Genomic DNA, 21,916 nt, shown 5'->3' with positions numbered 1-21,916 from the left:
CACCGACGCCCGAGCGTTTTCTTTCTTCCCTCTGGAGCCGGTCGCCCATGCCTCTTGCCCGTTTGCTGTCGTTCGCCCCGTTGTTCCTGCTGGCCGGTTGCGCCAGTACGCCGCCGAGCAGTATCGCGCTGAACGACGATGCGGACTGCCCGCTGACCTTACAGCCCGGTCAGATGCTGATCGTGAGCCTGCCAAGCAACCCCACCACAGGCTATCGCTGGAACCTGCGCGAGGTTTCGGCCGAGCAGCTGAAAAGCCTTGGCCCGGAAGTATTCAGCTCACCGAAGTCCGACGTCATCGGCGGCGATGGTCTGTCCACCTGGCGCTTCGAGGCAGCCGAGGCCGGCAGCGGCCGCCTCTATCTCGCCTATCAACGCCCTTGGGAAACCGACACCGAGCCGGCCGGGCTGTTCGACTGCCGAATCGAAGTGCAATAAGACGTGCCATAAGACGTGGAGTAGCCGGGGCACGAGGACCGACCGTCCACTTCGCGACGGCCATCGGCATGGCTTTCCGCTACAATGCCGCCCCTGTTTTCAGCCTGCCCAGACACCGCCGTGAGCCACGAACCCGATCGCCTGTTCGCCAAGCCCCTCGCCCAACCCCAAGACTTCGTCTTCAACGAGGACGTCGTGCGGGTCTTTCCCGACATGATCAAACGCTCGGTTCCGGGCTATCCCACCATCGTCGAGAACATCGGCGTGCTGGCCGCGCAGTTCGCCCAGCCGAACACCTGCCTCTATGACCTGGGATGTTCGCTGGGCGCGGTGACGCAAGCGTTGCGCCGGCACGTCAAGGCGGATAATTGCCAGGTGATCGCCGTCGATAACTCTACTGCCATGGTCGAGCGCTGCCGTGAATACCTGCACGGGCAGGACTCGATGTTTCAAGAGTTGCTCCCGGTTGAGGTGATCGAAGCCGACGTGCTTGCCCTGCAGTTCCAGCCCGCCTCGCTGATCGCACTCAACTTCACTCTGCAGTTCATCCCGCCTGAAAAGCGGCCCGCTCTGCTAGGCGCCATCCGCCAGGCGCTGGTACCTGGGGGCGCGCTGATTCTGTCGGAAAAGTTGCGCTTCGAAGACGAGCAGGAGCATGACCTGCTGACCGACCTGCATGTCGCATTCAAGCGCGCCAACGGCTACAGCGAACTGGAAATCGCGCAGAAACGCAGCGCCATCGAGAACGTGATGAAGCCCGATAGCCTGGAAACCCACCGTCAGCGCTTGCTGGAGGCCGGATTCACCAAGGTGGTGCCCTGGTTTCAATGCCTGAACTTCGCCTCGTTGATTGCGCTGCCATGAACCTTGACCTGACACCCCTCGCCTGGCGCCTGGCCGGCACCCCACTGGCCGCCTGGGCCAACGGCTTGCAGGCACAACTCGATGCCAAACTCGCCATCGGCCACGGTGACTTGCCGCGCTGGCGTCGCGCCGTCGATGCGCTGCCTGATATCAAGCCCGCCGCTGTCGAACTGCAAGCGGCTTTCCGCCTGGAAGCGGAGTGCGACGAGGACACCCGTGCGGCTACCCAAGACGCCTTGTTCGGCCTGTCGCCCTGGCGCAAGGGTCCTTTCGAGGTGTTCGGCGTACATGTCGACACCGAATGGCGCTCGGATTGGAAGTGGGACCGGGTTTCGCCGCATTTGGATTTGAGCGGCAAGCGCATCCTCGACGTCGGTTGCGGCAACGGCTATTACATGTGGCGCATGCTCGGCGCCGGTGCCGACTCGGTCGTCGGCATCGACCCGAACTGGCTGTTCTTCTGCCAGTTTCACGCGATGAAGCGCTACTTGGCGGAGCTGCCGGTCTGGCATCTGCCCATGGCGCTGGAGGAGTTGCCGCCCAAGCTCGAGGGCTTCGATACTGTCTTTTCCATGGGCGTGCTCTACCACCGACGCTCGCCTGTCGATCATCTGTTGGACCTGAAGGATTGCCTGATCAAGGGCGGCCAGCTGGTCCTGGAAACCTTGGTGATCGAGGGCAACGAACACACCGCTCTGGTCCCGGAAGACCGCTACGCGCAGATGCGTAATGTCTGGTTCCTGCCCTCGGTGGCGGCGCTGGAATGCTGGCTGCGGCGCGCTGGCTTCGTTGACGTGCGCTGCGTCGATGTCAGCATTACCAGCATCGAGGAGCAGCGCAGCACCGATTGGATGCGCTATCAGTCGCTGCCGGAGTTCCTGGACCCGCAGGATCACAGCAAGACCATCGAAGGCCTGCCCGCGCCGATGCGCGCCGTGTTGATCGCGCGCAAACCCTAACGCTGGACGCGCGCACTTCGCTGTTCTTCAACCAGCTGACGCAGCGACGCCTGTGCTTTCTCCATCAAACGCGGGCGGCTCAAATCACGCATCCGCAATTGCCGGTCGCTGAGCGTGAGTAGCCGCCGATAGAGGCGACGCTTGCGCCAGGCCGCGAACCAGTCGAGCGCCCACTCTTGCAGTCCGATGGGCCACATTGCCGGCATATAGAAATCCGGCCTCGCGGGCTCTTGCCGCGGACCTTTTGGTGCATCTGTCACTCGTCTGTCTGAACACTTCATTGCGCCCCCTACGTGCAAGGTGCGTCGGCGCACCCAGTGCCTGCCGACCGATATGGCCGGTGAAGTAAGACTGAGCGCGCTTTACGATTCAAACAAACGACTAGAATAGAACGACCAGTTAAACAAAATTGAAGGCTAGCCAATGCCCGGAATGCCTGAACAGCTTCTCCAATCTGCGATGCCGCTATTGGAAATCGATGTGCTCCGTACCTTCGTCTCGATCGCCGAAAGCGGCAGTTTCACGCGCGCGGCAGGCCAGATCTTCCGGACCACGTCGGCCGTCAGCATGCAGATCAAGCGCCTCGAAACCATGCTCGGCTGTGCTCTCTTTGTCAGAGAAGCTCGGCGCATCACCCTGACCACTGAGGGTGAGCGGCTGCTGGGCTATGCCCGTCGGCTGCTGAAACTCAACGAAGAAGCGGTGAGCGCGTTTGTAACACCGCAGCTAAACGGCCAGGTACGTTTCGGTACGCCCGCCGATATTGGCACTCATATCTTGCCGGGCCTGCTGTCTCTGTTTGCACGGACCCATCCGGGCATCGAGGTGAACGTATCGGTTGGGCGGAGCGTCGACATGATTCAACGCATTGACGCCGGTGAGCTGGACGTAGCGCTCATCAGCGTCGGCAACCTTGGTCAGGATGATTCTCGTGGCGAGGTCATCCATAGCGAGCAGCTGGTCTGGGCCGGACGCGCCGGGGGCGTCGCGGTCGAGCGCGATCCGTTGCCCTTGGCGTTGTCTACTCCAGAATGCGCGTGGCGCCGCCAAGCGCTAGATGCGCTCGACAGAGCGGGACGGTCGTATCGAATTGCTTACTCCAGCGAGCAGTGCGCGGGTCAGGAAGCCGCGATGATCGCCGATCTAGCGGTAGCTCCCTATCCCTTGAGCCTGGTCAAGCCACCGCTAAAACGCATGGACGAAGGCGAAAATCTACCGTCGTTGGGTGTGTACCGGATCAAGCTATTGTGCGCCCCCGGCTGCAGTGATCCCGTACAAGTCCTGGCCCGGCACGTCGTGGCAGCTTTTGCCGCTTATCACTGACCAGAACAGGAGGCGATATGGCGAAATGGTTGATCATCGCAGGGTTGCTCCTGCTTATGCTGGGCGTGCTACTTCATTACGCGCCGGGATTATTGAGCTGGTTCGGCAAACTGCCCGGCGATATTCGTATCGAATCGGAGCGCAGCAGAACCTTCATACCCATCACCTCAATGATCATCCTGAGCGTAGTACTGACGGTTCTGCTGAATATCTTCTTCCGACGCTAACCAGCGAAAGCAATCTGTAGCAAACGCAACCGCTCAGCGCATCAGCCGCGCGCCGCTGCGGTGAGAATGAGATGCTTCATTTCCTTGACGGCCTGTTTGAAGCCAACGAACAGCGCGTGAGCAACGATGGCGTGTCCGATGTTCAGCTCATTGACCCCGCGGATCGCGGCGATGGCCTCAGCGTTGTGATAGTGCAAGCCATGACCGGCGTTGACGATCAGCCCATGACTCAGACCGGACTCGACTCCGTCACGGATTCTCGCCAGCTCGCAGGCCCGCTCGGCCACGGAGTGGGCATCGGCGTAGCGCCCGGTATGCAGTTCGATAGCCGGGGCGCCAATACGCGCGGCGGCTTCGATCTGCCGTGGATCAGCATCAATGAACAGCGACACTTCCGCGCCACAGGCAGCCAGACGCATGACGGCGTCGCGGATGCGGGATTCCTGGCCAGCCACGTCGAGGCCGCCTTCAGTGGTCAATTCCTGGCGCGTTTCGGGAACCAGACACACATGCTCCGGGCGCAACTGCTCGGCAAAAACCAGCATGGCCTCAGTCACGCCCATTTCGAAGTTCATCCGGGTCTGCAGCGCGTCTTTCATCATCAGCACGTCACGCTCCTGAATGTGCCGACGATCTTCGCGCAGGTGCACCGTGATGCCATCGGCCCCTGCCTCCTCCGCATCTAACGCGGCCTTGACCGGATCCGGGTAACGAGTGCCACGCGCCTGGCGCAGGGTGGCGACATGATCGACATTAACGCCGAGCAGGATTCGATTGGCTTCAGTCACGCGGGACCTCCCTAATATTCATGAACAGTTCACGGCTGACCAGTGGCCGGCCGCCCAGGTGCGGTGCCAGAGCCTGCCGCATCAATCTTTTCGCCGCGGCCAGCGCACCCGGCACACTCCAGTCGGCCTCAGCCATGGCCAGGAGTTCCGCCCCATTGAAGAGGCCCGGCTGAAACTGCCCTACCGGTTCAAGCCCAGTGTCGGGCAACAGCCGATAGAGCCCCTGACTTGCGATCGGCTGGTCGGCAATGTCCCGGTCCAGGGCAAACCCATAGCCGAGCTCGGTAAGCAGCCGCCATTCGAAGGAGCGCAGGATTGGCTCGAGGGGTCGTTTGGCGGCAAGCGCCGGTAAGGTCGCTGCGTAGTGATCGAACATGGCGGGATGGGCGTCTTCGGCGGGGAGCAGACGGATCAGCAATTCGTTAAGGTACATACCGCTGAAGAGCGCGTTGCCGTCAAGCCAGTAGGCCAGCCCGGCGCCTTCGAGCCGCCCGACGCTCTTCAGCTCCCCGCGACCTCGAAACTCGACCTCCAGCGGGACGAAGGGACGCGCCAGATTGCCCGCCTTACCCCGCGCCCCACGCAACACTGCCCGCAGCCGCCCTTGCGGCGTAAAGAAGTCCACCAGCGCGCTGCTTTCGCGATAGGGCCGGCTGTGCAGCACAAAGGCGGTTTGAGCGGTCATGGGATCTTGGTCGTAGGCAGAAACGGAGCGAATGCCTTTGTCCGACCGCCAAGGCTGCGGCAGTCGGACCGGTGTCGCGGCCTTAGCGTCAGCTGTAGCCGAGCGAGTGCAGTGCGCGCTCGTCGTCGGACCAACCGCTCTTCACCTTGACCCAGAGGTTGAGCATGACCTTGGAGTCAAACAGCACCTCCATGTCCTTGCGCGCTTCCTGGCCGATGCGCTTGATGCGCTCGCCCTTGTCGCCAATGATGATCTTCTTCTGCCCGTCTCGCTCGACGAGAATCAATGCATGAATATGCAGCACGCGCCCTTGTTGCTTGAAATCTTCGATTTCGACGGTGATCTGATAGGGCACCTCGGCACCTAGCTGACGCATGATCTTTTCCCGCACCAGTTCAGCTGCCAGAAAACGGCTGCTGCGATCGGTGATCTGATCCTCGGGGAAAAAATGCTCGTTCTCTGGAAGATGCGAGGCAACCAGCTTTTCAAACACATCGAGATTTTGCCCGTGCTGGGCGGAGATCGGTACGATTTCAGCGTTAGGAAGCTGCTGAGCCAACCATTCGAAATGTGGCAGCAATTCGCCTTTGTCCTCGACGCGATCAGTCTTGTTGACCGCCACGATGACCGGCCCTTCAACATACTGGACACGCTCGAGCACCAGCTGATCCTCATCGGTCCAGCGCGTACGATCAACAACGAAGACGACAACGTCGACGTCCTTCAAGGCTGAAGAAGCGGTGCGGTTCATATAACGGTTGAGTGCCGTCTCACCATTCTTGTGCAGGCCAGGGGTGTCGACATAGACCGCCTGAACGGTGCCCTCGGTCTTGATTCCGAGCATATTGTGTCGTGTCGTCTGCGGCTTGCGCGACGTGATCGCGAGCTTCTGCCCCAAGACGTGATTGAGGAGCGTTGACTTACCCACATTGGGCCTTCCAACTATGGCTACATAGCCGCAGCGGCTGACGTCTTCGCCTTCAATTCGTTCATCAGTCATTCCCGTTCTCCACGCCGAGCGCTATCAATGCCGAGGCAGCGGCAACCTGTTCGGCAATACGCCTGCTAGCACCGTGCCCCTGAGTCTTCTCATTGAGCAACGATACCTGGCACTCGACGAAGAACGTCCGGCAATGCGGTTCGCCCTGAATCGCAACCACTTCGTACTTCGGTAGTTCGCATGCCCGCGATTGCAGAAATTCCTGCAGGCGGGTCTTTGGATCTTTGTTCGTATCAACGAGCGTAAGCCCTTCCAGCTCGTTGGCAAGCCAAGCCAGCACGCGGTCACGCGCCGCCTCCATGCCCGCATCAAGATATATGGCGCCAATCAAAGCTTCGAGCGTATCAGCAAGGATCGATTCACGGCGAAAGCCACCGCTTTTTAACTCGCCAGAACCAAGCCGCAGGTATTCTCCGAGCTCGAAACCGCGTGCGAGCACGGCAAGCGTTTCGCCTTTAACCAGTCGCGCGCGCAGCCGAGAGAGCTGCCCTTCCTTGGCTTGCGGAAAGTGGTTGAACAACGCCTCGCCGGCGATAAAGTTGAGGATGGCATCGCCAAGAAACTCCAGACGCTCGTTATTGCGTCCGGCATAGCTGCGATGTGTCAGAGCCAGGAGCATCAGCTCCTGGTCTTTGAATTGATATCCGAGCCTACGCTCGAGACGGGCTAACGAAGTGCTCACGGCATCCTTAGGCGATATTCTTTATCGAAGTTCGCCACCAGATCGAGATTGCGGATCAGGGGCTCGCGTTTTTCATAGTCCAAGTGAACCTTGAACTCGTTATTTTCAATCACGACCTTCATCGCCTCTTCGAGGTTCAGGTCGCGAATACCATTCACATCCATGCCCTTGCGCACATGGCTAAAAAAATCTCCCACGGTGCGGATGTCTGCCGCCTTGTCACTTTCAACCCCAGAGATGATCTTGTCCATGGACATATAGTCGAAATAATGCGGCAGCATCTTGAATGCGGTGCTGGCAAAAAACGCCACCAACGCCAGCACCATGATCCAGCTCAGCATGGACAGGCCTTTTTGCGAACGAGCGAAACTCATGTCGACCTCTATGTCGTACGTTACCCGCGGATTGGGGCTGTTCAAATATAGCGGGCCGGCTCGCCGGAACCGGGCCCTGATTCACAGACTCAGTGAATCAATCCTACCCGCGAAAAATGCGGTAAGTTGCTGAACTTCGGATCAGGCCAGCTCATCCATACGGCGAAGGCTTTGCCGACGATGTTGCGGTCTGGAACCATGCCGGCCAGTTCGGCTGGAATCGCCGCATCTTGCCAATAGCGGCTGTCGTTGGAATTATCGCGGTTGTCGCCCATCATGAAGTAATGGCCTTGCGGAACGCGCCACTCCCGGTTGGGCTCGATTCGATAGCGGGCCATCTCCTTGCGAATGAGGTGCTCTACCTCACCGAGCTTCTCTTGGTAAAGCTTCGCGCTGCCCAAGCTGCCAGGTTCCTCGCCAATCAGTATTTCGGGAACCAACTCTCCATTGATACTCAGACGTTTGTCGCTGCTGTAGCGGATTACATCGCCAGGCAGGCCTATAACACGCTTGATGTAGTTAATGTTGGGATCGCTGGGATATCTAAATACCATCACATCCCCACGTTTCGGATCACTGACATCGATGATCTTGGTATCTACCACGGGTAGCCGAATACCATAGGCGAATTTGTTTACCAGTATGAAGTCGCCGACCTCAAGCGTCGGAATCATCGAACCGGATGGAATCTGGAATGGTTCGATAAGAAACGAGCGCAGCACCAGAACGATCGCAAGAACCGGGAAAAAGGACTTGCCGTACTCAATAAGAACCGGCTCTTTGTTCAAAGCGTCCAACGTCGATTGGTCAAGCTCCCCAGCCTGGCCTTCATAGTTGGCTATCGCAGCCCGGCGACGTGGCGCGAAGATCAGTAGATCGAGTAGTGCCAAAAATCCACATACCGCAACGGCGATGACCAGCAACAGCGGGAAATTGATCGACATGTCAGCTATCTACCTTGAGCACGGCAAGGAAGGCTTCCTGTGGAATCTCAACGTTGCCGACCTGCTTCATCCGCTTCTTACCGGCCTTCTGCTTTTCAAGGAGTTTGCGTTTACGACTTACGTCACCGCCGTAGCACTTCGCCAGAACGTTCTTACGCAACGCTTTCACAGTGCTTCGCGCGACGATCTGACCGCCCAGCGCAGCCTGGATGGCGACGTCGAACATCTGCCTGGGGATTAGCTCCTTCATCTTCTCGACAAGGATCCGCCCTTTGTAATGCGCATTGTCGCGGTGCACGATCAACGCTAGCGCGTCGACCTTGTCGCCGTTGATCAGGATATCCAGACGGGTGAGATTGGCGGACTGGAAGCACTCGAAGCTGTAATCCAGCGAGGCATAGCCCCGGCTGACCGATTTGAGACGGTCGAAGAAGTCGAGCACCACTTCGCTCATGGGCAGGTCATAGCGCACCTGGACCTGCGTTCCGAGAAACTGAAGGTCACGCTGAACGCCACGCTTTTCCACGCAAAGCGTAATAACGCTACCCAAATGCTCCTGGGGTACGAGAATGTTGGCCCGCACAATGGGCTCACGCATATCCTCGATCGAGGAAAGATCGGGTAGCTTGGACGGGCTATCGACATAGATAGTCTCGCCGTTTTTCAACAATAGTTCATAGACCACTGTCGGCGCCGTGGTGATCAGATCCAGGTCGTACTCGCGTTCGAGGCGCTCCTGGATGATCTCCATATGCAGCATGCCGAGGAAGCCGATGCGGAAGCCGAATCCAAGCGCATCCGAGCTTTCCGGCTCGTACTGCAGCGCGGCATCGTTGAGCGTCAACTTTTGCAACGCCTCACGGAAGTCTTCGAAATCGTCCGAGCTAACCGGAAACAGACCCGCATAGACCTGCGGCTTGACCCGTTTGAAACCGGGCAACATTTCAACGTCAGGCGTATTCGAGAGTGTCAGGGTGTCACCAACCGGAGCACCGTGAATATCCTTGATGCCGGCAATAATAAAGCCTACTTCGCCAGCCTTGAGGTCGACCGTACTCGTGTGTTTCGGGTTGAACACACCCACGCTGTCGACCTGATGTACCTTGCCGGTGGACTTGACCAGGACCTTGTCGCCCTTTTTGATCCGACCATGGCGAACTCGCACCAGCGAGACGACACCGAGATAGTTGTCGAACCAAGAGTCGATAATCAGCGCCTGCAGGGGCGCATCGATTTCTCCCGTCGGAGCGGGGATGACAGACACCAGACGCTCAAGCACATCGTCTACACCCATGCCGCTCTTGGCGCTACACGCCACAGCATCGGTCGCATCGATACCGATAATATGCTCGATTTCGCCCTTGACCTTATCGGGGTCGGCCTGCGGCAAATCCATCTTGTTCAGCACGGGCATTACTTCCAAGCCCTGCTCGATGGCTGTATAGCAGTTGGCTACCGATTGCGCTTCAACGCCCTGCCCAGCATCGACCACCAGCAACGCACCTTCGCAAGCGGCGAGCGAGCGGCTGACCTCGTAGGTGAAATCTACGTGGCCTGGGGTGTCGATGAAGTTCAGCTGATAGGTCTTGCCGTCCTTCGCCTTGTAGTAAAGCGTGACGCTGTGCGCCTTGATGGTGATGCCTCGTTCACGCTCGAGGTCCATCGAATCCAGCACCTGGGCGTTCATTTCACGCTCGGTCAAACCGCCACACATTTGAATGAAACGGTCAGCCAGGGTCGACTTGCCATGATCGATGTGCGCGATGATAGAAAAATTGCGGATATGACTCAGGTCGCTCACAGCTCAACACTCTAATACGTCGCGAGCCGATTGCCCGCCGAAAATAGCCGCAAAGTGTACCTGATAGGTCTATTCAGTGCCACGCCGGAGCCTAGGACGTGCATGATCAGCCTTCCGCCACGGCAACGTGAACACTACTGCTGATAGGCCGATGCAGAAAAGCGGCCGAAGAGCCCGCTATTTCTGAAGTTGGAGAATACTGTTCGGCGAGCTTGAAGACAGCGGAACTTGCCCGCTCATCGCGCCATACGCGTGGTGAAACTGAACAGTTCTACTGAAATTGCGGATGGCCCGACCTGAGGCTGAGGCAGAACCGATCACTCGGTGGCCAAGTGGATGATGATCTCATCGAGGTGCAGCCTATTATGCTGACAGCCCGCTTGCGAGACGGAATAAACCGCCCGACTACCCAGCCTTAGCTGCCAAAGCCGCACGCAACACGACCGGCTGCAACGCCGGATCGGCTGAGGTCTGCTGGCTGCGCTTGCGTACCACGAGCCAGGCGACCAGAAAGCCGCCTAGCCCAGCAAGCATCACGTAAGGCTCGGGAGCCGAAAGCTGGGAAGCGACGAGCGCAAAGATGAAAAGCATGATCAGCGGAAAAAGGTAGACAAGCACGGCGCCGTGTAGCAATACGCTTTCACGGATACCGACCACAACGGTATCCCCCACGCTAAGCCGAAGATCACATAACGCCAGTATCAAACCACGACGCTCGCGAACACCAAGCCTCTCAACCAGGCCCTGCCCACAGCCACTCCTCACGGAACAACCGGAACAGGTACTACTGCGCTCCGTCTCAACCCAAACAGCGCCGGGCGCCAATGCAACTACGCGACCTGCTTCCTCGATCATTGCGACGCCTGATCAGCCCCGGCGCGCATGGACAATGCAATTCGCTCCGCCGTGCCTAGAGGGATTTCCCCAATTACAGTAACCATGACATCGCCGCCAGCCGTAGAAATACGCTTCGAAACAGCCACCGTAGGCCCCATTTGGCTGCGCGCGTCTTCAACTACAGCACCGTCCAGCGGCTCGATAAATACCGATACGCGAGCGATACCATCACTATAAGACAACCAAGTGACCGGCTCTTTTGAGGCGGGACTCGGACGCACATCTGAGTCGATCAGCTGAAACCCATCTGGCAACCAATCAGAGCGCCATTTCGTTGATGTAAGTTCTTTTTGCTCGACAGCAAGCGAGACCGGTTCGCAATCCGCCCCCCCTTCCACATCTGCTGGCTCCACTGAGCCTGGCGTGAAATGCGTGAACTGAAAGCGCTCAAGCAGTTGCCCGCTTTCATCAAGCAACAGTGATTTAAGCGGTAGGGATGTCTCTCTATCGAGATGCAGCTCGAAGCCATAGCGGTGCTGGTCCCTAGGACGCACGGCTAGCGCAACCGTGGGCCGCCCTGCGACTCGGGATTCGCCGATCACCTGAAAGCTGTACCACTTGGAAAGCGCCTCCGGCTCCAGCTGATGCTGGCGCCAAGGCGTGGCTTCCCGCACTTGGGACGCCATATCTTCGGTCGCACACTGGATCTTTCCGTTGAGGATCACAACCTCTGCAGCGGGACCGTCTAGCTGCAACAGTCGCTCACGCGACTGTTGACCATCTACCAACTGCCAGACAGCATGACTGGAAAAGCTTCCGTTGCGCTCATAGACGAAAGCGCCTTGATAGCTTTGCTTTTTCTCAGCATCTGCAAGTCGCTGCATCATGAGATCGGCTTCAGCAGCAAAGGCCGGCATCGATAGCCAGCCTCCGAGCACCACAAACAGCGGTATCACACGCATGTTGTTCCTTAACGATCTTCCATGCTGGCTGCGCGAGCGTAGGGCAGCGCACTTTCCGAACCGCTACCGAAAGCGGCCTGCTGAGCGTGCTGACGAACATAAGCCGGCAATCTCTTTTCATGCCAACTTTCAGGCGAACCTTCCGCCCCAGTCACTTGGGCACCGGGAGCAACCGTACCCTCACTATAGCCTGCCAGCACGGCGGGCCCCTGGCTAGCTTGCGGCACTGCGATACTAGGCTGCGCAGCCTGCTGAGCAATCTGAGGCCCAGCAACTTCGCTCTGATTGTAGAGGCGTACGCCTGCCAACACAGCGACTGTAACCGATGCCGCGACAGCAAGACGGCCGACATTACGCCAAGCGAAGCGCTGTGGCTTAACCGCAGTAATTTCAGGCTCTTCAGCCAACGCCGCCGAAACTGCCGACGCAATATCCAAACGAGGCTCAATCAGCTCCTTGTGCATTGCGGCACGGGCGATCTGATAACGCGACCAAGTCGATCGCATTTCACTGTCGCTCTCAGCGGAGAGCACTCGACGTAATTCCAACTCGTCCGCTTCGTTATCCATCACCGCGGACAGCGATTCATGCAGGGCTTCACGACTCATGGCGGTTCCTCTCTTGGCTATCGCCGCTGTCTCAGGATTCATGCAACAGGGGTTGCAATGCTTTATCGATGGCTTCCCGCGCCCGGAATATCCGTGAGCGGACCGTACCCACCGGACACTGCATAACATTTGCAATGTCTTCATAACTAAGACCATCAAATTCACGCAGTGTTAGAGCCGTGCGTAAATCTTCAGGAAGTTGTTGGATAGTTCTGTGAACGGTGTCCTCAATTTCATCCCTGAGGAGAGCGCGCTCCGGCGACTCAATGTCCTTGAGAGCATGATCTCCCTCATAGAACTCCGCATCCTCGGAACTGACATCGCTGTCAGGCGGCCTTCTCCCACGAGCCACCAAATGATTCTTTGCCGTGTTAATGGCAATGCGGTACAGCCACGTATAAAAAGCACTGTCTCCGCGGAAGTTCGCAAGCGCACGATAGGCTTTAATAAAGGCTTCTTGCGCAACATCCTGAGCTTCGTGAGAATCATGTACAAAGCGAACGATCAACCCTAAGATTTTGTGCTGATATTTCAATACCAGCAAATCGAAAGCCCGTTTATCTCCTCGCTGCACTCGCTCGACCAGTTGCTGGTCCTGCTCCTGGGTTAGCATAAACACTCCTCCATGACCCGGAAGGGGTGCTGCGCTCGCCTACGAGCTGACCTGCCAGAATAGACCCGGGCTTTACACAAAAGTTCTCCCCCTCCAAGCAAGCATTCCTGCAACACACCTGACGGCATTGGCGAGCGACGCCTCAAAACGAACCGTTCCGATGGCGCCACCCTGGTATCCACAGCAAAACCCCGCCGCCCACCGAACGATGGCCAGCCGGTCTGCATCCACAACTGTCTATAGAGACAAGCCTGCAAGAAAAGTTCCAAAGCATCCCGCCAAGTCCAACAAGGCCCGCTATTTTGCAGGGGGACGCACCTATATACTAGGGCTCGCCTCAACGTGAGATTCGAAATGAGCCGACATTATCAATACGACGTTCTTGTGATAGGCAGCGGCGCAGCCGGCTTGACCCTAGCGCTCAACCTGCCGCCCTCACTCCGGGTTGCAGTACTGAGCAAGGGCGACCTGGCCAATGGCTCCACGTATTGGGCTCAAGGCGGTGTGGCTGCAGTGCTGGACACTACCGACACAATCGAATCCCACGTCGCCGACACCCTCGTTGCCGGTGGCGGGCTATGCAAGGAAGAAGCGGTACGCTTTACAGTGGAGCACAGCCGCGAAGCCATCCAGTGGCTGATCGAGCAAGGCGTGCCCTTCACCCGGGACGACGCCGAGCGCGAAGCTGACGGCTTCGAATACCACCTGACGCGAGAAGGCGGACATAGCCACAGACGCATCATCCATGCTGCCGATGCGACCGGCGCCGCGATTTTCAACACCCTGCTTTCCCGTGCTCACGATCGGGAAAACATCGATCTACTGCACCAGCGCGTTGCCGTAGACCTGATCACCGAACGCAAGCTAGGCCTGACCGGTAAGCGTTGCCTTGGCGCTTATGTGCTTGATCGAACCAACGGAGAAGTGGACACCTTCCGGGCAAAATTTACCGTATTGGCGACGGGTGGCGCCGCAAAGGTGTACCTGTATACCAGTAACCCCGACGGAGCATGCGGCGACGGCATCGCAATGGCTTGGCGCGCGGGATGCAGGGTGGGCAATCTAGAGTTCAACCAATTTCATCCAACCTGCCTGTACCATCCAAAAGCCAAGAGCTTTCTGATTACCGAGGCATTGCGCGGCGAGGGCGCCGTGCTGAGACTGCCCAGCGGCGAACGCTTCATGCCACGCTTCGACCCGCGCGCGGAACTGGCGCCCCGCGACATCGTAGCCCGTGCGATCGATCATGAGATGAAGCGCCTCGGCATCGACTGCGTCTATCTGGATATCAGCGATAAACCTACAGAATTCATCAAAGCGCATTTCCCGACCGTTTATGAGCGCTGCCTGGAATTCGGTATCGACATTACGTGCGAGCCGATCCCAGTGGTGCCAGCGGCCCACTACACCTGCGGCGGAGTGCTGGTCAACCAGACTGGTAGAACCGACATACCAGGGCTGTACGCGATCGGCGAAACCAGCTTCACCGGCTTGCACGGCGCCAACCGTATGGCCAGCAATTCGCTCCTAGAGTGTTTTGTTTACGCCCGCGCCGCCGCTCAAGACATGCTTCGCGAGCTACCCGGCGTCACCGCTTCCATAGCTTTACCCACGTGGGACGCAACTCAAGTGACCGACTCGGACGAGGACGTGATCATTGCGCACAATTGGGACGAGCTTCGACGGTTCATGTGGGACTACGTAGGCATCGTTCGCACCACCAAGCGACTGATGCGCGCGCAACACCGGGTTCGCTTGTTGCTTGGAGAAATCGATGAGTTCTACAGTAATTACAAAGTCAGCCGGGACCTCATCGAGCTGCGGAATCTAGCAACGGTTGCAGAGCTGATGATCGGTTCGGCCATGCAACGCAAGGAAAGCCGAGGCCTGCATTTCACGCTGGACTACCCTGACCAGCTGCCGGAAGCGACGGACACTATCCTGGTACCGCCCACCTACGACGACTGAACTTCAACCTGAGCCGCAGACGCCGGTGCTGCTCCGCCGTCATTACCCCTTGCGGAATGCAGAGCCCTCGGGCGAACCAGTCATCTGGCTGCTTGAATCGCAGCACTACGACCAGCGGCAGCGCGATACTGTCAGGCAGCACCTGCACGGGCTCCCAACCCCTCTCCCGGCTCCAGAGCGACCACCCGTTTTGATCATGGCGCAGACCAAGCCAGGAACAACGACGACAAAACAAGAGGCGAGACGGTATCGCCCAGGCAGCGTGAAACACGCAAAGCAGCAACCCGAACATGCGCAGCCAGAATGGTACAGGCAGTATCAATAGCGCGCTTACGGCCAGCAGCAGCATCACCAGGTATATAGCTAACAGCGGGCCAGATGCCCGCCAGCGGCATTCGAATGCCTGGCTACTTTGGTTGGACACGGTCAAGAATCATACGGACTATGCAGCGTAGATCCTCGTCATCGGGCACGGCGCGCTCCATGAACCAGCCAAACATGTCCTGATCTTCACAGCTCAGCAGCTTGCGATAGCGGCGCTGGTCTTCTTCATCGAGCTGCGGATAGACCTCCTTGACGAAAGGCACCAGCAGTACATCCAGTTCGAGCATGCCGCGGCGGCTCTGCCAGAACAGACGATTGAGTTCGGATTGTTCGACCATGCAAATGCTCCTGAGTTGAAGCTCGGCATTATAGCGACTGCCGTGAACGGGCGGCACAAGCATTAGTAGGCCTACGGAGTGGCAGCTGGTGCACACTGTATTTCGCCGATGGCCTGTTATGATGCCGATCCGGATTTCTCCACGGCGACTCGTCATGACTGACACTGCTTTTTTCTGCGTTCTGTCGCATGAGGGCATCCTGGCCGTACGCGGCGCGGACGCCAGTAAATTTCTACAAGGGCAACTGACCTGCAACCTCAATTACCTTGATGACCAGCATTCCAGCCTCGGTGCACGCTGCACACCCAAGGGACGAATGCAGTCCAGCTTCCGCATCGTGCCGGAGGGCGACGGCTATCTGCTGGCGATGGATCGCGGGCTGGTCCAGCCACAACTCGCCGACCTCGCAAAGTTCGCTGCCTTCTCGAAGTCCAAACTGCATGACGAGAGCGCTGAGTGGGTTCGCTTCGGGCTCAGCGGAGGTGATGGCGCACTTGTCAGCCTCGGCCTAGATCTTCCCCAGACGGCCGACGTCATGGTCGCCGCGCATGGATTGATCGCCGTACGCCTTAACGATGGCCGCGCCGAACTCTGGACCCATGCGAAAGACGCCGGGACCACCCAACTCCGACTGGCGTCCCAGCTTCCCGAAGCCTCGCTCGATCGTTGGCAGCTCGCTCAGATTCGCGCCGGCATCGGTCAGGTAGTTGCGGCCACTCGCGAGCTGTTCATCCCGCAGATGATCAACCTTCAGGCATTAGGCGGCGTCAGTTTCAAAAAAGGCTGCTATACCGGCCAGGAAATCGTCGCGCGAATGCAATACCTCGGCAAACTGAAGCGCCGCCTGCATCGCCTTGCCGCGCAAAATCACGACGTAGAAGTGCCGGCTCCGGGGCTTGAAGTCTATTCCCCGGTGCATGGTTCAAGCGTAGGTGAAGTCGTCATGGCAGCAAGCGCCGAGGGCGCTCTAGAGCTGCTAGCCGTGCTACAGGAAGATGCCGCGGCGGATGGCCGACTATTTCTCGGCTCCCCGGACGGCCCTCCACTGACTCTGCTGCAGTTGCCTTATACGCTAGACGCGGACCGTGAAATCCAGCGTTAACCATTGCCAGCCACATTCCACACCGAATTATAAGTAAGGAAAGACATGAGCACTCTTGCCGACAAGGTCCAGCAGGCACTTACACAGGCGATCGAAAACGACGAACTGGTCCTGCCGACGCTTCCGGAAGTTGCATTGCGCGTGCGAGAAGCTGCAGAGGATCCGGACGTAAGCATTCCCACGCTGGCCAAGGTGATCGGCAATGACACTGCCCTCACTGCACGCATCATTAAAGTGGTAAACAGCCCGTTGCTGCGTACCAACAGGGAAATAAACGATCTGCAGATGGCGATCAGCCGCCTCGGTATCAACTACACGTCGAACCTGGCGACCGGCCTGGCGATGGAGCAGATGTTCCAAGCGACTACGGACGTTGTGGATCGCAAGATGCGTGAGGTCTGGAACAAGAGCACAGAGATTGCAGCTATCAGCCATGTGCTTTGCCGTAACTTCACACGCCTCCCAGCCGACCAGGCGACGTTGGCTGGCCTGGTTCACCAGATCGGAGTCCTGCCGATCCTGACCTACGCAGAAGAGCACAGCGCGCTGCTCAGCGATTCGATCAGCCTCAACCATGTTATCGATCGGATTCATCCAATTATCGGTGAAAAGATTCTTCGTGCCTGGGAGTTCCCCGATCCGATCGCCACGGTCCCCGCGCAGTACCTCGATTTTTCCCGAGCCTCAGCCAAGGTAGATTACGTCGACATAGTCCAGGTCGCGACGCTGCAGAGCTACATCGGCACCTCGCACCCCTTTACGCAGCTCGACTGGAACCAGATTCCCGCATTCGCCAAGCTCGGTCTTGATCCCAGCACATTGTTGCAAGAGGACGAAGATCTCTCAGCTGCGATGGACGCCGCGATGAGCATGCTTCAGTAAATAGCGCGCGGGTGCCGTCCGGCACCTGCACTTCCTGGTCTCCGCTCCAGCGTAGCCTCACCGACCGACCGCTCGCCTGACGCAAGGAACCGCTACCGCGGCTCCTAGTCATTAAATAGACGGCGCTCTTGCCGCATCTTGCTTGCGCTCTTGGCCTATGCCTCGACGCTACGAGCTTGTCAGCTTGAAGGAGACTAACGATGAACCGCACGACCAAGACGTTCTTTTCGGGTACCGCGGCGCTGCTTTTCAGCGTAGCTGCAAACTTCGCCCTCGCCGCAGAGGGTGAAAACTTCGTAGACGAAGCATCGGCAAAAGGCATCGCCGAAATCGAAGCCGCTAAGCTGGCCATGAGCGAAAGCAAGTCTGAGGACATCAAGACCTTCGCCCAGAAAATGATCGATGATCACACCAAGTCGAACCAGAAACTCGCCGAGTTAGCCCGCCAGCACGAAGACCTGGAAATGTCTGACGATGCCACATTGATGGATCAGGCAAAGGCCATGATTCTTGAACTGCGCGAAGGCGAAAATTTCGATGAGGCCTATGCGAACAATCAGGTCGTAGCGCATGAGCAAACCATCGAGCTTTATCGTGAATATGCCAAAAACGGTGAGAACCCCGAGCTCAAGAAGTACGCCGAGTCGACTTTGAACACACTGGAGCAGCACCTGAACAAGGCTCAGGAGCTGGCCTCAAAGCACGGCGAACAACAGTAAACCTATCCTGTCGGCGGCGCCTTGAGCGCCGCTCAGACTGACTCTGGCAACTTCCAATCAATTGGCTCCAAGCCCCGCTGCTTGAGGAATTGATTGACCCGGCTGAAATGGCCGTTGCCGATGAATCCCCGATGCGCCGAGAGCGGCGAGGGATGGACTGACTTCAGCAACAGATGCCGGGTCGGATCAATCAGCTTCGCTTTGCTCTGGGCATGGGCGCCCCACAGCAAGAAAACCACGTCCGACCGCTTTTCGCTTATCACTTCGATAATCCGATCGGTCAGGCGCTGCCAGCCCATCTTCGCGTGCGATCCGGCCACTCCCTGTTCCACGGTCAATGAGGTGTTGAGCATCAGCACGCCTTGATCCGCCCAATGCTGAAGATAGCCGTGGCTGGGTATGTCCAGGTTCAGATCTCGCTTGAGTTCCTTGAAGATGTTCTGCAATGACGGCGGCGGCGCGACGCCTGGCTGCACTGAAAAACACAACCCGTGCGCCTGACCGGCGCCGTGATAGGGGTCCTGCCCCAGAATCACAACGCGAACACGCTCCAACGGAGTGGAGTTCAAAGCCTGAAAAATCATGGGGCCCGGCGGATAGATCACCTTTCCAGCCGCCTTCTCACGACGCAGAAACTCTCCCAGCTGCTTCATATACGGCTGCTCGAACTCGTCCTGCAGAACCGCTTTCCAGCTATTTTCAAGTTTGACGCGATCACCTGGATTCATAGCGTTGCCCTGATCTGCCGAGGCGCCGAACCCTAAGCAAAGGTTCCGGCAGAGTCAATGCGTCCACCTGAACCGCCTCATACCGCCAATCAGGCTTAGAAAATGTCGGCTACCTCACAGCTACGCGAAAGACTGGCCCGCTACGACCAATGAGTGCGTGACGTGTAGCCGCAGCGCGCAGTAAAAAAGCCTCTCGCCAATAAAAAATACAACAAGGAATCTGCAATGAAACGGACTACGCTCCTTGCTCTAGGGCTGGGGTTCTGTCTGGCAGTTGAAGCTGCCGATCCGATCACCCTCGGCCTCAACTACCCTCGCACCGGCAGCTACAAAGAAGAAGGGCTTTCGCAGATGCGTGGGGCACTCCTGGCGGTCGACGAAATCAACGCCAGAGGCGGCGTACTGGGCAGGCCGCTCCAGCTAGCCACCCGCAACTCCGCATCAAGACCCGAGAAAGCCGTTGCCAACGTCGACAAGCTGGCCGATGAGGGCGCCGTTATGTTGTTCGGTGGCGCCTCTAGCGCGGTCGCTATCGCCGCAGGCAAGCGCGCCAAGGAGCGCGGGTTGCTCTATTTCGGCACCCTCACTTATTCCAATGACACCACGGGCAAAGATGCCCATCGCTATATGTTTCGCGAATGCAACAACGCCTGGATGAGCGCGCAGGTGCTGGGCCAGTATCTGAACAAGCATTTGCCGAACAAACGCTACTTCTACATCACCTCTGACTACACCTGGGGCCATACCAGCGAAAGCTCGCTACGCCAGGCCACCGGCACGCAGAACAGCAGTGCGCACCCCGGCATCAAAACGGCTTTTCCCGGCGCCCGCCTCTCCGACTATCGTGAAGCCCTGACCCAGGTCGCCAGTAGCGACGCCGAAGTCTTGGTGCTGGTGCTGTTCGGCGAAGACCTGGTCCGTGCGATGCGGATCGCCGACGAGCTCGGCCTGAACAAGAGAATGCAGGTCGCGGTCCCCAACCTGACGCTAAGCATGGTTGAAACAGCAGGTCCTGACATCATGCGTGGCGTATTGGGTACCGAACCCTGGACTTGGCGCGTCCCAGAACTGGAAGGCTCCGTCGCCGGCAAACAGTTTGTGCAGAACTACGACGAGCGATACCAGACCCACCCGTCGAGTTCGGCCGCCTCCGCCTACAGCATCGTCTATCAATGGGCCGACGCGGCGACGCGTGCCCGCAGCCTCGACAGCGAGCGGATCATCGCAGCGCTCGAGGGTCATCGCTACAGCTTGCTCAAGGGCGAACAAGAGTGGCGCACCTTCGATCATCAGAACGTACAGACGGTATACGCGGTGAAGGTCAAGCCTCGCGAAGAGGTGCTCAAGGACCGCTTCAAGCAAGACTACTTCGAGATTGTCCACCGCCTTACCGGGGAGCAGGCTGCCCCGTCGCTTGCCGAATGGCAGGCTGAGCGCCGGGCTGGCGGACAGGCTCTGGCCCTCCAGTAAACAGGCAAAAAGGAGCGGCTCTGGAAAGCCAGGCCGCTCCAGCCCTCGTCACGCGCACCTCTCTCGCTTTGCGCCGCATCAGCGACATCCTCCTCCCAGACCGGTGGCTGTCACGCCGCTCGAACGCCTCGCCAGATCGAAACGATTGCAACTAGACTTGGCTGAAGGGCGAGCCCTGTTGCCGATGTTTGGCCTGCAGTGCATGCCAGCCCAGGCATTAAATGCAGACGAGTCGCAGGCATTCGATACCGACGAGGATGACCATCACCATGAGCAATGCAGTCGAACCCTACAAGTCTGGATTTTTTGACCTGACCCACAAGCTAACCGTGGAAAAGCACGGGCACACCGCGCTGATCACTATCAACCATCCCCCCGCCAATACCTGGGACCGTGAGTCGTTGATCGGCCTCAAGCAAGTCGTCGAGCACCTGAACCATGACGACGAGGTCTATGCACTGGTGATCACCGGCCAGGGCGAAAAATTCTTCAGCGCTGGCGCCGACCTCAAGCTGTTTGCCGATGGCGACCGCACCCGCGCACGGGAAATGGCGAAGCGTTTCGGCGAAGCCTTCGAGGCCCTTCGGAGCTTTCGTGGGGTATCCATAGCTGCCATCAACGGTTTCGCGCTTGGCGGGGGGCTGGAATGTGCACTGGCATGCGACATCCGCATCGTTGAACAACAGGCCCAACTGGGGCTACCGGAAGCATCGGTTGGCCTGCTGCCCTGCGCGGGTGGTACGCAGGCACTCGCATGGCTAGTGGGCGAAGGCTGGGCTAAGCGGATAATTCTCTGCGGTGAACGCGTTACGGCGGATACGGCTCAGCGGATCGGCCTGGTAGAGCAGGTAGTGGAATCCGGAGAGGCGCGTGGGCACGCACTTCTGCTCGCCTCTCGCGTGGCGCGTCAGAGCCCGGTTGCCGTTCGCGCCATTAAACCGCTGATTGACTCGATGCACAGTCGCGGCCCAGCACACTTCGCAGCCGCAGAACGTGAAGCCTTTGTCGATTTGTTCGACGCCGACGACACGCTCGAAGGGGTCAATGCCTTTCTGGAAAAACGTGATCCTCGCTGGAGAAACCGCTGACCTCGACCTAATGACACAGAGGCAGATTGAGGCGACTAGCCAGCAAGTATCGACCAGCGCCGCGTGTGAAGATCACGTGCAGCGGCGCCGTGCTTATTGGCGACGGTAGTGTCGACCGTCGAAATCGCGCCGCTGATGCATCCGGTAGTCGCGCCCATCGCGGACTAGCGGTGGCCGGCCAAAGTTTCTCGAG

At 58.4% G+C, this 21,916-nt stretch carries 26 protein-coding genes; 11 read left to right on the top strand and 15 right to left on the bottom strand.

Going from position 1 to position 21,916, the window contains the following annotated elements:
- Nucleotides 1-47: 47 nt before the first annotated feature.
- The 3 genes from ACQKEK_RS01105 (at nt 48) to cmoB (ending at nt 2,260) form a co-directional block, all read left to right on the top strand.
- On the top strand, nt 48-437 hold the full coding sequence (locus ACQKEK_RS01105) for a protease inhibitor I42 family protein (protein WP_046162712.1): 390 nt from the start codon (nt 48-50) through the stop codon (nt 435-437).
- An 84-nt stretch (nt 438-521) separates the two neighbouring features.
- Nucleotides 522-1,301, top strand: a complete 780-nt coding sequence (gene cmoA, locus ACQKEK_RS01100) for a carboxy-S-adenosyl-L-methionine synthase CmoA (RefSeq protein WP_499140786.1) — start codon at nt 522-524, stop codon at nt 1,299-1,301.
- Nucleotides 1,298-2,260: a tRNA 5-methoxyuridine(34)/uridine 5-oxyacetic acid(34) synthase CmoB gene (gene cmoB, locus ACQKEK_RS01095; RefSeq protein WP_499140785.1), complete on the top strand. Its 963-nt coding sequence runs from the start codon at nt 1,298-1,300 to the stop codon at nt 2,258-2,260. The genes cmoA and cmoB overlap by 4 nt, the downstream gene beginning before the upstream one ends.
- Here the strand turns inward: cmoB and ACQKEK_RS01090 are convergent.
- Nucleotides 2,257-2,466: a hypothetical protein gene (locus tag ACQKEK_RS01090; protein ID WP_499140784.1), complete on the bottom strand. Its 210-nt coding sequence runs from the start codon at nt 2,464-2,466 to the stop codon at nt 2,257-2,259. The genes cmoB and ACQKEK_RS01090 overlap by 4 nt on opposite strands.
- A gap of 226 nt (nt 2,467-2,692) precedes the next feature.
- Here ACQKEK_RS01090 and ACQKEK_RS01085 point away from each other — a divergent pair, with 226 nt between their 5' ends.
- Complete coding sequence (locus tag ACQKEK_RS01085) at nt 2,693-3,583, top strand: LysR substrate-binding domain-containing protein (RefSeq protein ID WP_499141326.1); 891 nt, start codon at nt 2,693-2,695, stop codon at nt 3,581-3,583.
- Nucleotides 3,580-3,810, top strand: coding sequence for a DUF2905 domain-containing protein (locus tag ACQKEK_RS01080; protein WP_499141325.1), 231 nt, complete (start codon nt 3,580-3,582; stop codon nt 3,808-3,810). Before ACQKEK_RS01085 ends, ACQKEK_RS01080 begins: the two co-directional genes overlap by 4 nt.
- 41 nt (nt 3,811-3,851) lie before the next feature.
- On the opposite strand, the gene pdxJ is transcribed toward ACQKEK_RS01080, so the two are convergent.
- The 11 genes from pdxJ to rpoE form a co-directional block, all read right to left on the bottom strand.
- Entirely contained in the window at nt 3,852-4,598 is a 747-nt protein-coding gene (gene pdxJ, locus ACQKEK_RS01075) for a pyridoxine 5'-phosphate synthase (RefSeq protein ID WP_499140783.1), read from the bottom strand.
- Nucleotides 4,591-5,283 carry a DNA repair protein RecO gene (gene recO, locus ACQKEK_RS01070; protein WP_499140782.1) on the bottom strand — a complete coding sequence of 231 codons (693 nt, stop codon included), beginning with the start codon at nt 5,281-5,283 and terminating at the stop codon, nt 4,591-4,593. The genes pdxJ and recO overlap by 8 nt, the downstream gene beginning before the upstream one ends.
- An 88-nt stretch (nt 5,284-5,371) precedes the next feature.
- The gene (gene era, locus ACQKEK_RS01065; RefSeq protein ID WP_128121510.1) at nt 5,372-6,283 is read right to left on the bottom strand and encodes a GTPase Era; all 912 of its coding nucleotides are present in this window, start codon (nt 6,281-6,283) and stop codon (nt 5,372-5,374) included.
- Nucleotides 6,276-6,965, bottom strand: coding sequence for a ribonuclease III (rnc, locus tag ACQKEK_RS01060; protein WP_499140781.1), 690 nt, complete (start codon nt 6,963-6,965; stop codon nt 6,276-6,278). The genes era and rnc overlap by 8 nt, the downstream gene beginning before the upstream one ends.
- On the bottom strand, nt 6,962-7,339 hold the full coding sequence (locus tag ACQKEK_RS01055; RefSeq protein ID WP_128121511.1) for a DUF4845 domain-containing protein: 378 nt from the start codon (nt 7,337-7,339) through the stop codon (nt 6,962-6,964). Before ACQKEK_RS01055 ends, rnc begins: the two co-directional genes overlap by 4 nt.
- Before the next feature lie 89 nt (nt 7,340-7,428).
- Nucleotides 7,429-8,283, bottom strand: a complete 855-nt coding sequence (lepB, locus tag ACQKEK_RS01050; protein ID WP_499140780.1) for a signal peptidase I — start codon at nt 8,281-8,283, stop codon at nt 7,429-7,431.
- A 1-nt stretch (nt 8,284) separates the two neighbouring features.
- Complete coding sequence (gene lepA, locus ACQKEK_RS01045) at nt 8,285-10,084, bottom strand: translation elongation factor 4 (protein ID WP_128121512.1); 1,800 nt, start codon at nt 10,082-10,084, stop codon at nt 8,285-8,287.
- 405 nt (nt 10,085-10,489) lie between these two features.
- The gene (locus tag ACQKEK_RS01040) at nt 10,490-10,939 is read right to left on the bottom strand and encodes a SoxR reducing system RseC family protein (RefSeq protein WP_499140779.1); all 450 of its coding nucleotides are present in this window, start codon (nt 10,937-10,939) and stop codon (nt 10,490-10,492) included.
- Nucleotides 10,936-11,883, bottom strand: coding sequence for a MucB/RseB C-terminal domain-containing protein (locus ACQKEK_RS01035; protein WP_499140778.1), 948 nt, complete (start codon nt 11,881-11,883; stop codon nt 10,936-10,938). The genes ACQKEK_RS01040 and ACQKEK_RS01035 overlap by 4 nt, the downstream gene beginning before the upstream one ends.
- Nucleotides 11,884-11,891: 8 nt before the next feature.
- Complete coding sequence (locus ACQKEK_RS01030) at nt 11,892-12,491, bottom strand: sigma-E factor negative regulatory protein (RefSeq protein ID WP_499140777.1); 600 nt, start codon at nt 12,489-12,491, stop codon at nt 11,892-11,894.
- A gap of 31 nt (nt 12,492-12,522) precedes the next feature.
- The gene (rpoE, locus tag ACQKEK_RS01025; protein WP_019342233.1) at nt 12,523-13,104 is read right to left on the bottom strand and encodes an RNA polymerase sigma factor RpoE/AlgU; all 582 of its coding nucleotides are present in this window, start codon (nt 13,102-13,104) and stop codon (nt 12,523-12,525) included.
- A 354-nt stretch (nt 13,105-13,458) separates the two neighbouring features.
- Between rpoE and nadB the strand changes: the two genes are divergently transcribed.
- Nucleotides 13,459-15,072 carry an L-aspartate oxidase gene (gene nadB, locus ACQKEK_RS01020; protein ID WP_499140776.1) on the top strand — a complete coding sequence of 538 codons (1,614 nt, stop codon included), beginning with the start codon at nt 13,459-13,461 and terminating at the stop codon, nt 15,070-15,072.
- Here nadB and ACQKEK_RS01015 read toward each other — a convergent pair.
- Nucleotides 15,041-15,496 (bottom strand): protein YgfX, encoded by a 456-nt coding sequence (locus ACQKEK_RS01015; RefSeq protein WP_499140775.1) that lies wholly within the window; start codon nt 15,494-15,496, stop codon nt 15,041-15,043. The two genes, nadB and ACQKEK_RS01015, sit on opposite strands and share 32 nt — an antisense overlap.
- Nucleotides 15,480-15,734 (bottom strand): FAD assembly factor SdhE, encoded by a 255-nt coding sequence (locus ACQKEK_RS01010; RefSeq protein WP_499140774.1) that lies wholly within the window; start codon nt 15,732-15,734, stop codon nt 15,480-15,482. Before ACQKEK_RS01010 ends, ACQKEK_RS01015 begins: the two co-directional genes overlap by 17 nt.
- Nucleotides 15,735-15,888: 154 nt before the next feature.
- On the opposite strand from ACQKEK_RS01010, the gene ygfZ reads away from it, so the two are divergent.
- From ygfZ to ACQKEK_RS00995, 3 genes are all read left to right on the top strand, one after another.
- Nucleotides 15,889-16,836 carry a CAF17-like 4Fe-4S cluster assembly/insertion protein YgfZ gene (ygfZ, locus tag ACQKEK_RS01005; RefSeq protein WP_499140773.1) on the top strand — a complete coding sequence of 316 codons (948 nt, stop codon included), beginning with the start codon at nt 15,889-15,891 and terminating at the stop codon, nt 16,834-16,836.
- A gap of 45 nt (nt 16,837-16,881) precedes the next feature.
- A complete protein-coding gene (locus tag ACQKEK_RS01000; RefSeq protein WP_064481729.1) occupies nt 16,882-17,718 on the top strand; it encodes an HDOD domain-containing protein in 837 nt (278 codons plus the stop codon).
- 200 nt (nt 17,719-17,918) lie between these two features.
- The gene (locus ACQKEK_RS00995) at nt 17,919-18,437 is read left to right on the top strand and encodes a DUF4142 domain-containing protein (RefSeq protein ID WP_045429350.1); all 519 of its coding nucleotides are present in this window, start codon (nt 17,919-17,921) and stop codon (nt 18,435-18,437) included.
- A gap of 32 nt (nt 18,438-18,469) precedes the next feature.
- On the opposite strand, the gene ung is transcribed toward ACQKEK_RS00995, so the two are convergent.
- Complete coding sequence (ung, locus tag ACQKEK_RS00990) at nt 18,470-19,165, bottom strand: uracil-DNA glycosylase (RefSeq protein ID WP_499140772.1); 696 nt, start codon at nt 19,163-19,165, stop codon at nt 18,470-18,472.
- A 225-nt stretch (nt 19,166-19,390) separates the two neighbouring features.
- Between ung and ACQKEK_RS00985 the strand changes: the two genes are divergently transcribed.
- Complete coding sequence (locus ACQKEK_RS00985; protein WP_128121522.1) at nt 19,391-20,635, top strand: ABC transporter substrate-binding protein; 1,245 nt, start codon at nt 19,391-19,393, stop codon at nt 20,633-20,635.
- 269 nt (nt 20,636-20,904) lie between these two features.
- A complete protein-coding gene (locus ACQKEK_RS00980; protein WP_127838630.1) occupies nt 20,905-21,723 on the top strand; it encodes an enoyl-CoA hydratase in 819 nt (272 codons plus the stop codon).
- Nucleotides 21,724-21,916: the final 193 nt, after the last annotated feature.

The sequence above is a fragment of the Pseudomonas sp. NPDC077408 genome (genome assembly GCF_050269105.1).
Lineage (GTDB): Bacteria > Pseudomonadota > Gammaproteobacteria > Pseudomonadales > Pseudomonadaceae > Stutzerimonas.
This window is presented reverse-complemented; position numbering and strand designations above follow the sequence as displayed.

Excerpts from the sequence above, each read along its gene's own strand:
- ACQKEK_RS01085 (WP_499141326.1), top strand. The coding sequence starts at position 2,693 with ATGCCTGAACAGCTTCTCCAATCTGCGATGCCGCTATTGGAAATCGAT.
- ACQKEK_RS01000 (WP_064481729.1), top strand. The coding sequence starts at position 16,882 with ATGAGCACTCTTGCCGACAAGGTCCAGCAGGCACTTACACAGGCGATC.
- ung (WP_499140772.1), bottom strand. The coding sequence starts at position 19,165 with ATGAATCCAGGTGATCGCGTCAAACTTGAAAATAGCTGGAAAGCGGTT.
- cmoB (WP_499140785.1), top strand. The coding sequence starts at position 1,298 with ATGAACCTTGACCTGACACCCCTCGCCTGGCGCCTGGCCGGCACCCCA.
- ACQKEK_RS00980 (WP_127838630.1), top strand. The coding sequence starts at position 20,905 with ATGAGCAATGCAGTCGAACCCTACAAGTCTGGATTTTTTGACCTGACC.
- ACQKEK_RS01055 (WP_128121511.1), bottom strand. The coding sequence starts at position 7,339 with ATGAGTTTCGCTCGTTCGCAAAAAGGCCTGTCCATGCTGAGCTGGATC.
- cmoA (WP_499140786.1), top strand. The coding sequence starts at position 522 with ATGCCGCCCCTGTTTTCAGCCTGCCCAGACACCGCCGTGAGCCACGAA.
- ACQKEK_RS01090 (WP_499140784.1), bottom strand. The coding sequence starts at position 2,466 with ATGCCGGCAATGTGGCCCATCGGACTGCAAGAGTGGGCGCTCGACTGG.
- ACQKEK_RS01035 (WP_499140778.1), bottom strand. The coding sequence starts at position 11,883 with ATGCGTGTGATACCGCTGTTTGTGGTGCTCGGAGGCTGGCTATCGATG.
- ACQKEK_RS01105 (WP_046162712.1), top strand. The coding sequence starts at position 48 with ATGCCTCTTGCCCGTTTGCTGTCGTTCGCCCCGTTGTTCCTGCTGGCC.
- ACQKEK_RS01010 (WP_499140774.1), bottom strand. The coding sequence starts at position 15,734 with ATGGTCGAACAATCCGAACTCAATCGTCTGTTCTGGCAGAGCCGCCGC.
- ACQKEK_RS00995 (WP_045429350.1), top strand. The coding sequence starts at position 17,919 with ATGAACCGCACGACCAAGACGTTCTTTTCGGGTACCGCGGCGCTGCTT.
- ygfZ (WP_499140773.1), top strand. The coding sequence starts at position 15,889 with ATGACTGACACTGCTTTTTTCTGCGTTCTGTCGCATGAGGGCATCCTG.
- rpoE (WP_019342233.1), bottom strand. The coding sequence starts at position 13,104 with ATGCTAACCCAGGAGCAGGACCAGCAACTGGTCGAGCGAGTGCAGCGA.
- ACQKEK_RS01030 (WP_499140777.1), bottom strand. The coding sequence starts at position 12,491 with ATGAGTCGTGAAGCCCTGCATGAATCGCTGTCCGCGGTGATGGATAAC.
- recO (WP_499140782.1), bottom strand. The coding sequence starts at position 5,283 with ATGACCGCTCAAACCGCCTTTGTGCTGCACAGCCGGCCCTATCGCGAA.
- nadB (WP_499140776.1), top strand. The coding sequence starts at position 13,459 with ATGAGCCGACATTATCAATACGACGTTCTTGTGATAGGCAGCGGCGCA.
- ACQKEK_RS00985 (WP_128121522.1), top strand. The coding sequence starts at position 19,391 with ATGAAACGGACTACGCTCCTTGCTCTAGGGCTGGGGTTCTGTCTGGCA.
- era (WP_128121510.1), bottom strand. The coding sequence starts at position 6,283 with ATGACTGATGAACGAATTGAAGGCGAAGACGTCAGCCGCTGCGGCTAT.
- lepB (WP_499140780.1), bottom strand. The coding sequence starts at position 8,283 with ATGTCGATCAATTTCCCGCTGTTGCTGGTCATCGCCGTTGCGGTATGT.
- ACQKEK_RS01040 (WP_499140779.1), bottom strand. The coding sequence starts at position 10,939 with ATGATCGAGGAAGCAGGTCGCGTAGTTGCATTGGCGCCCGGCGCTGTT.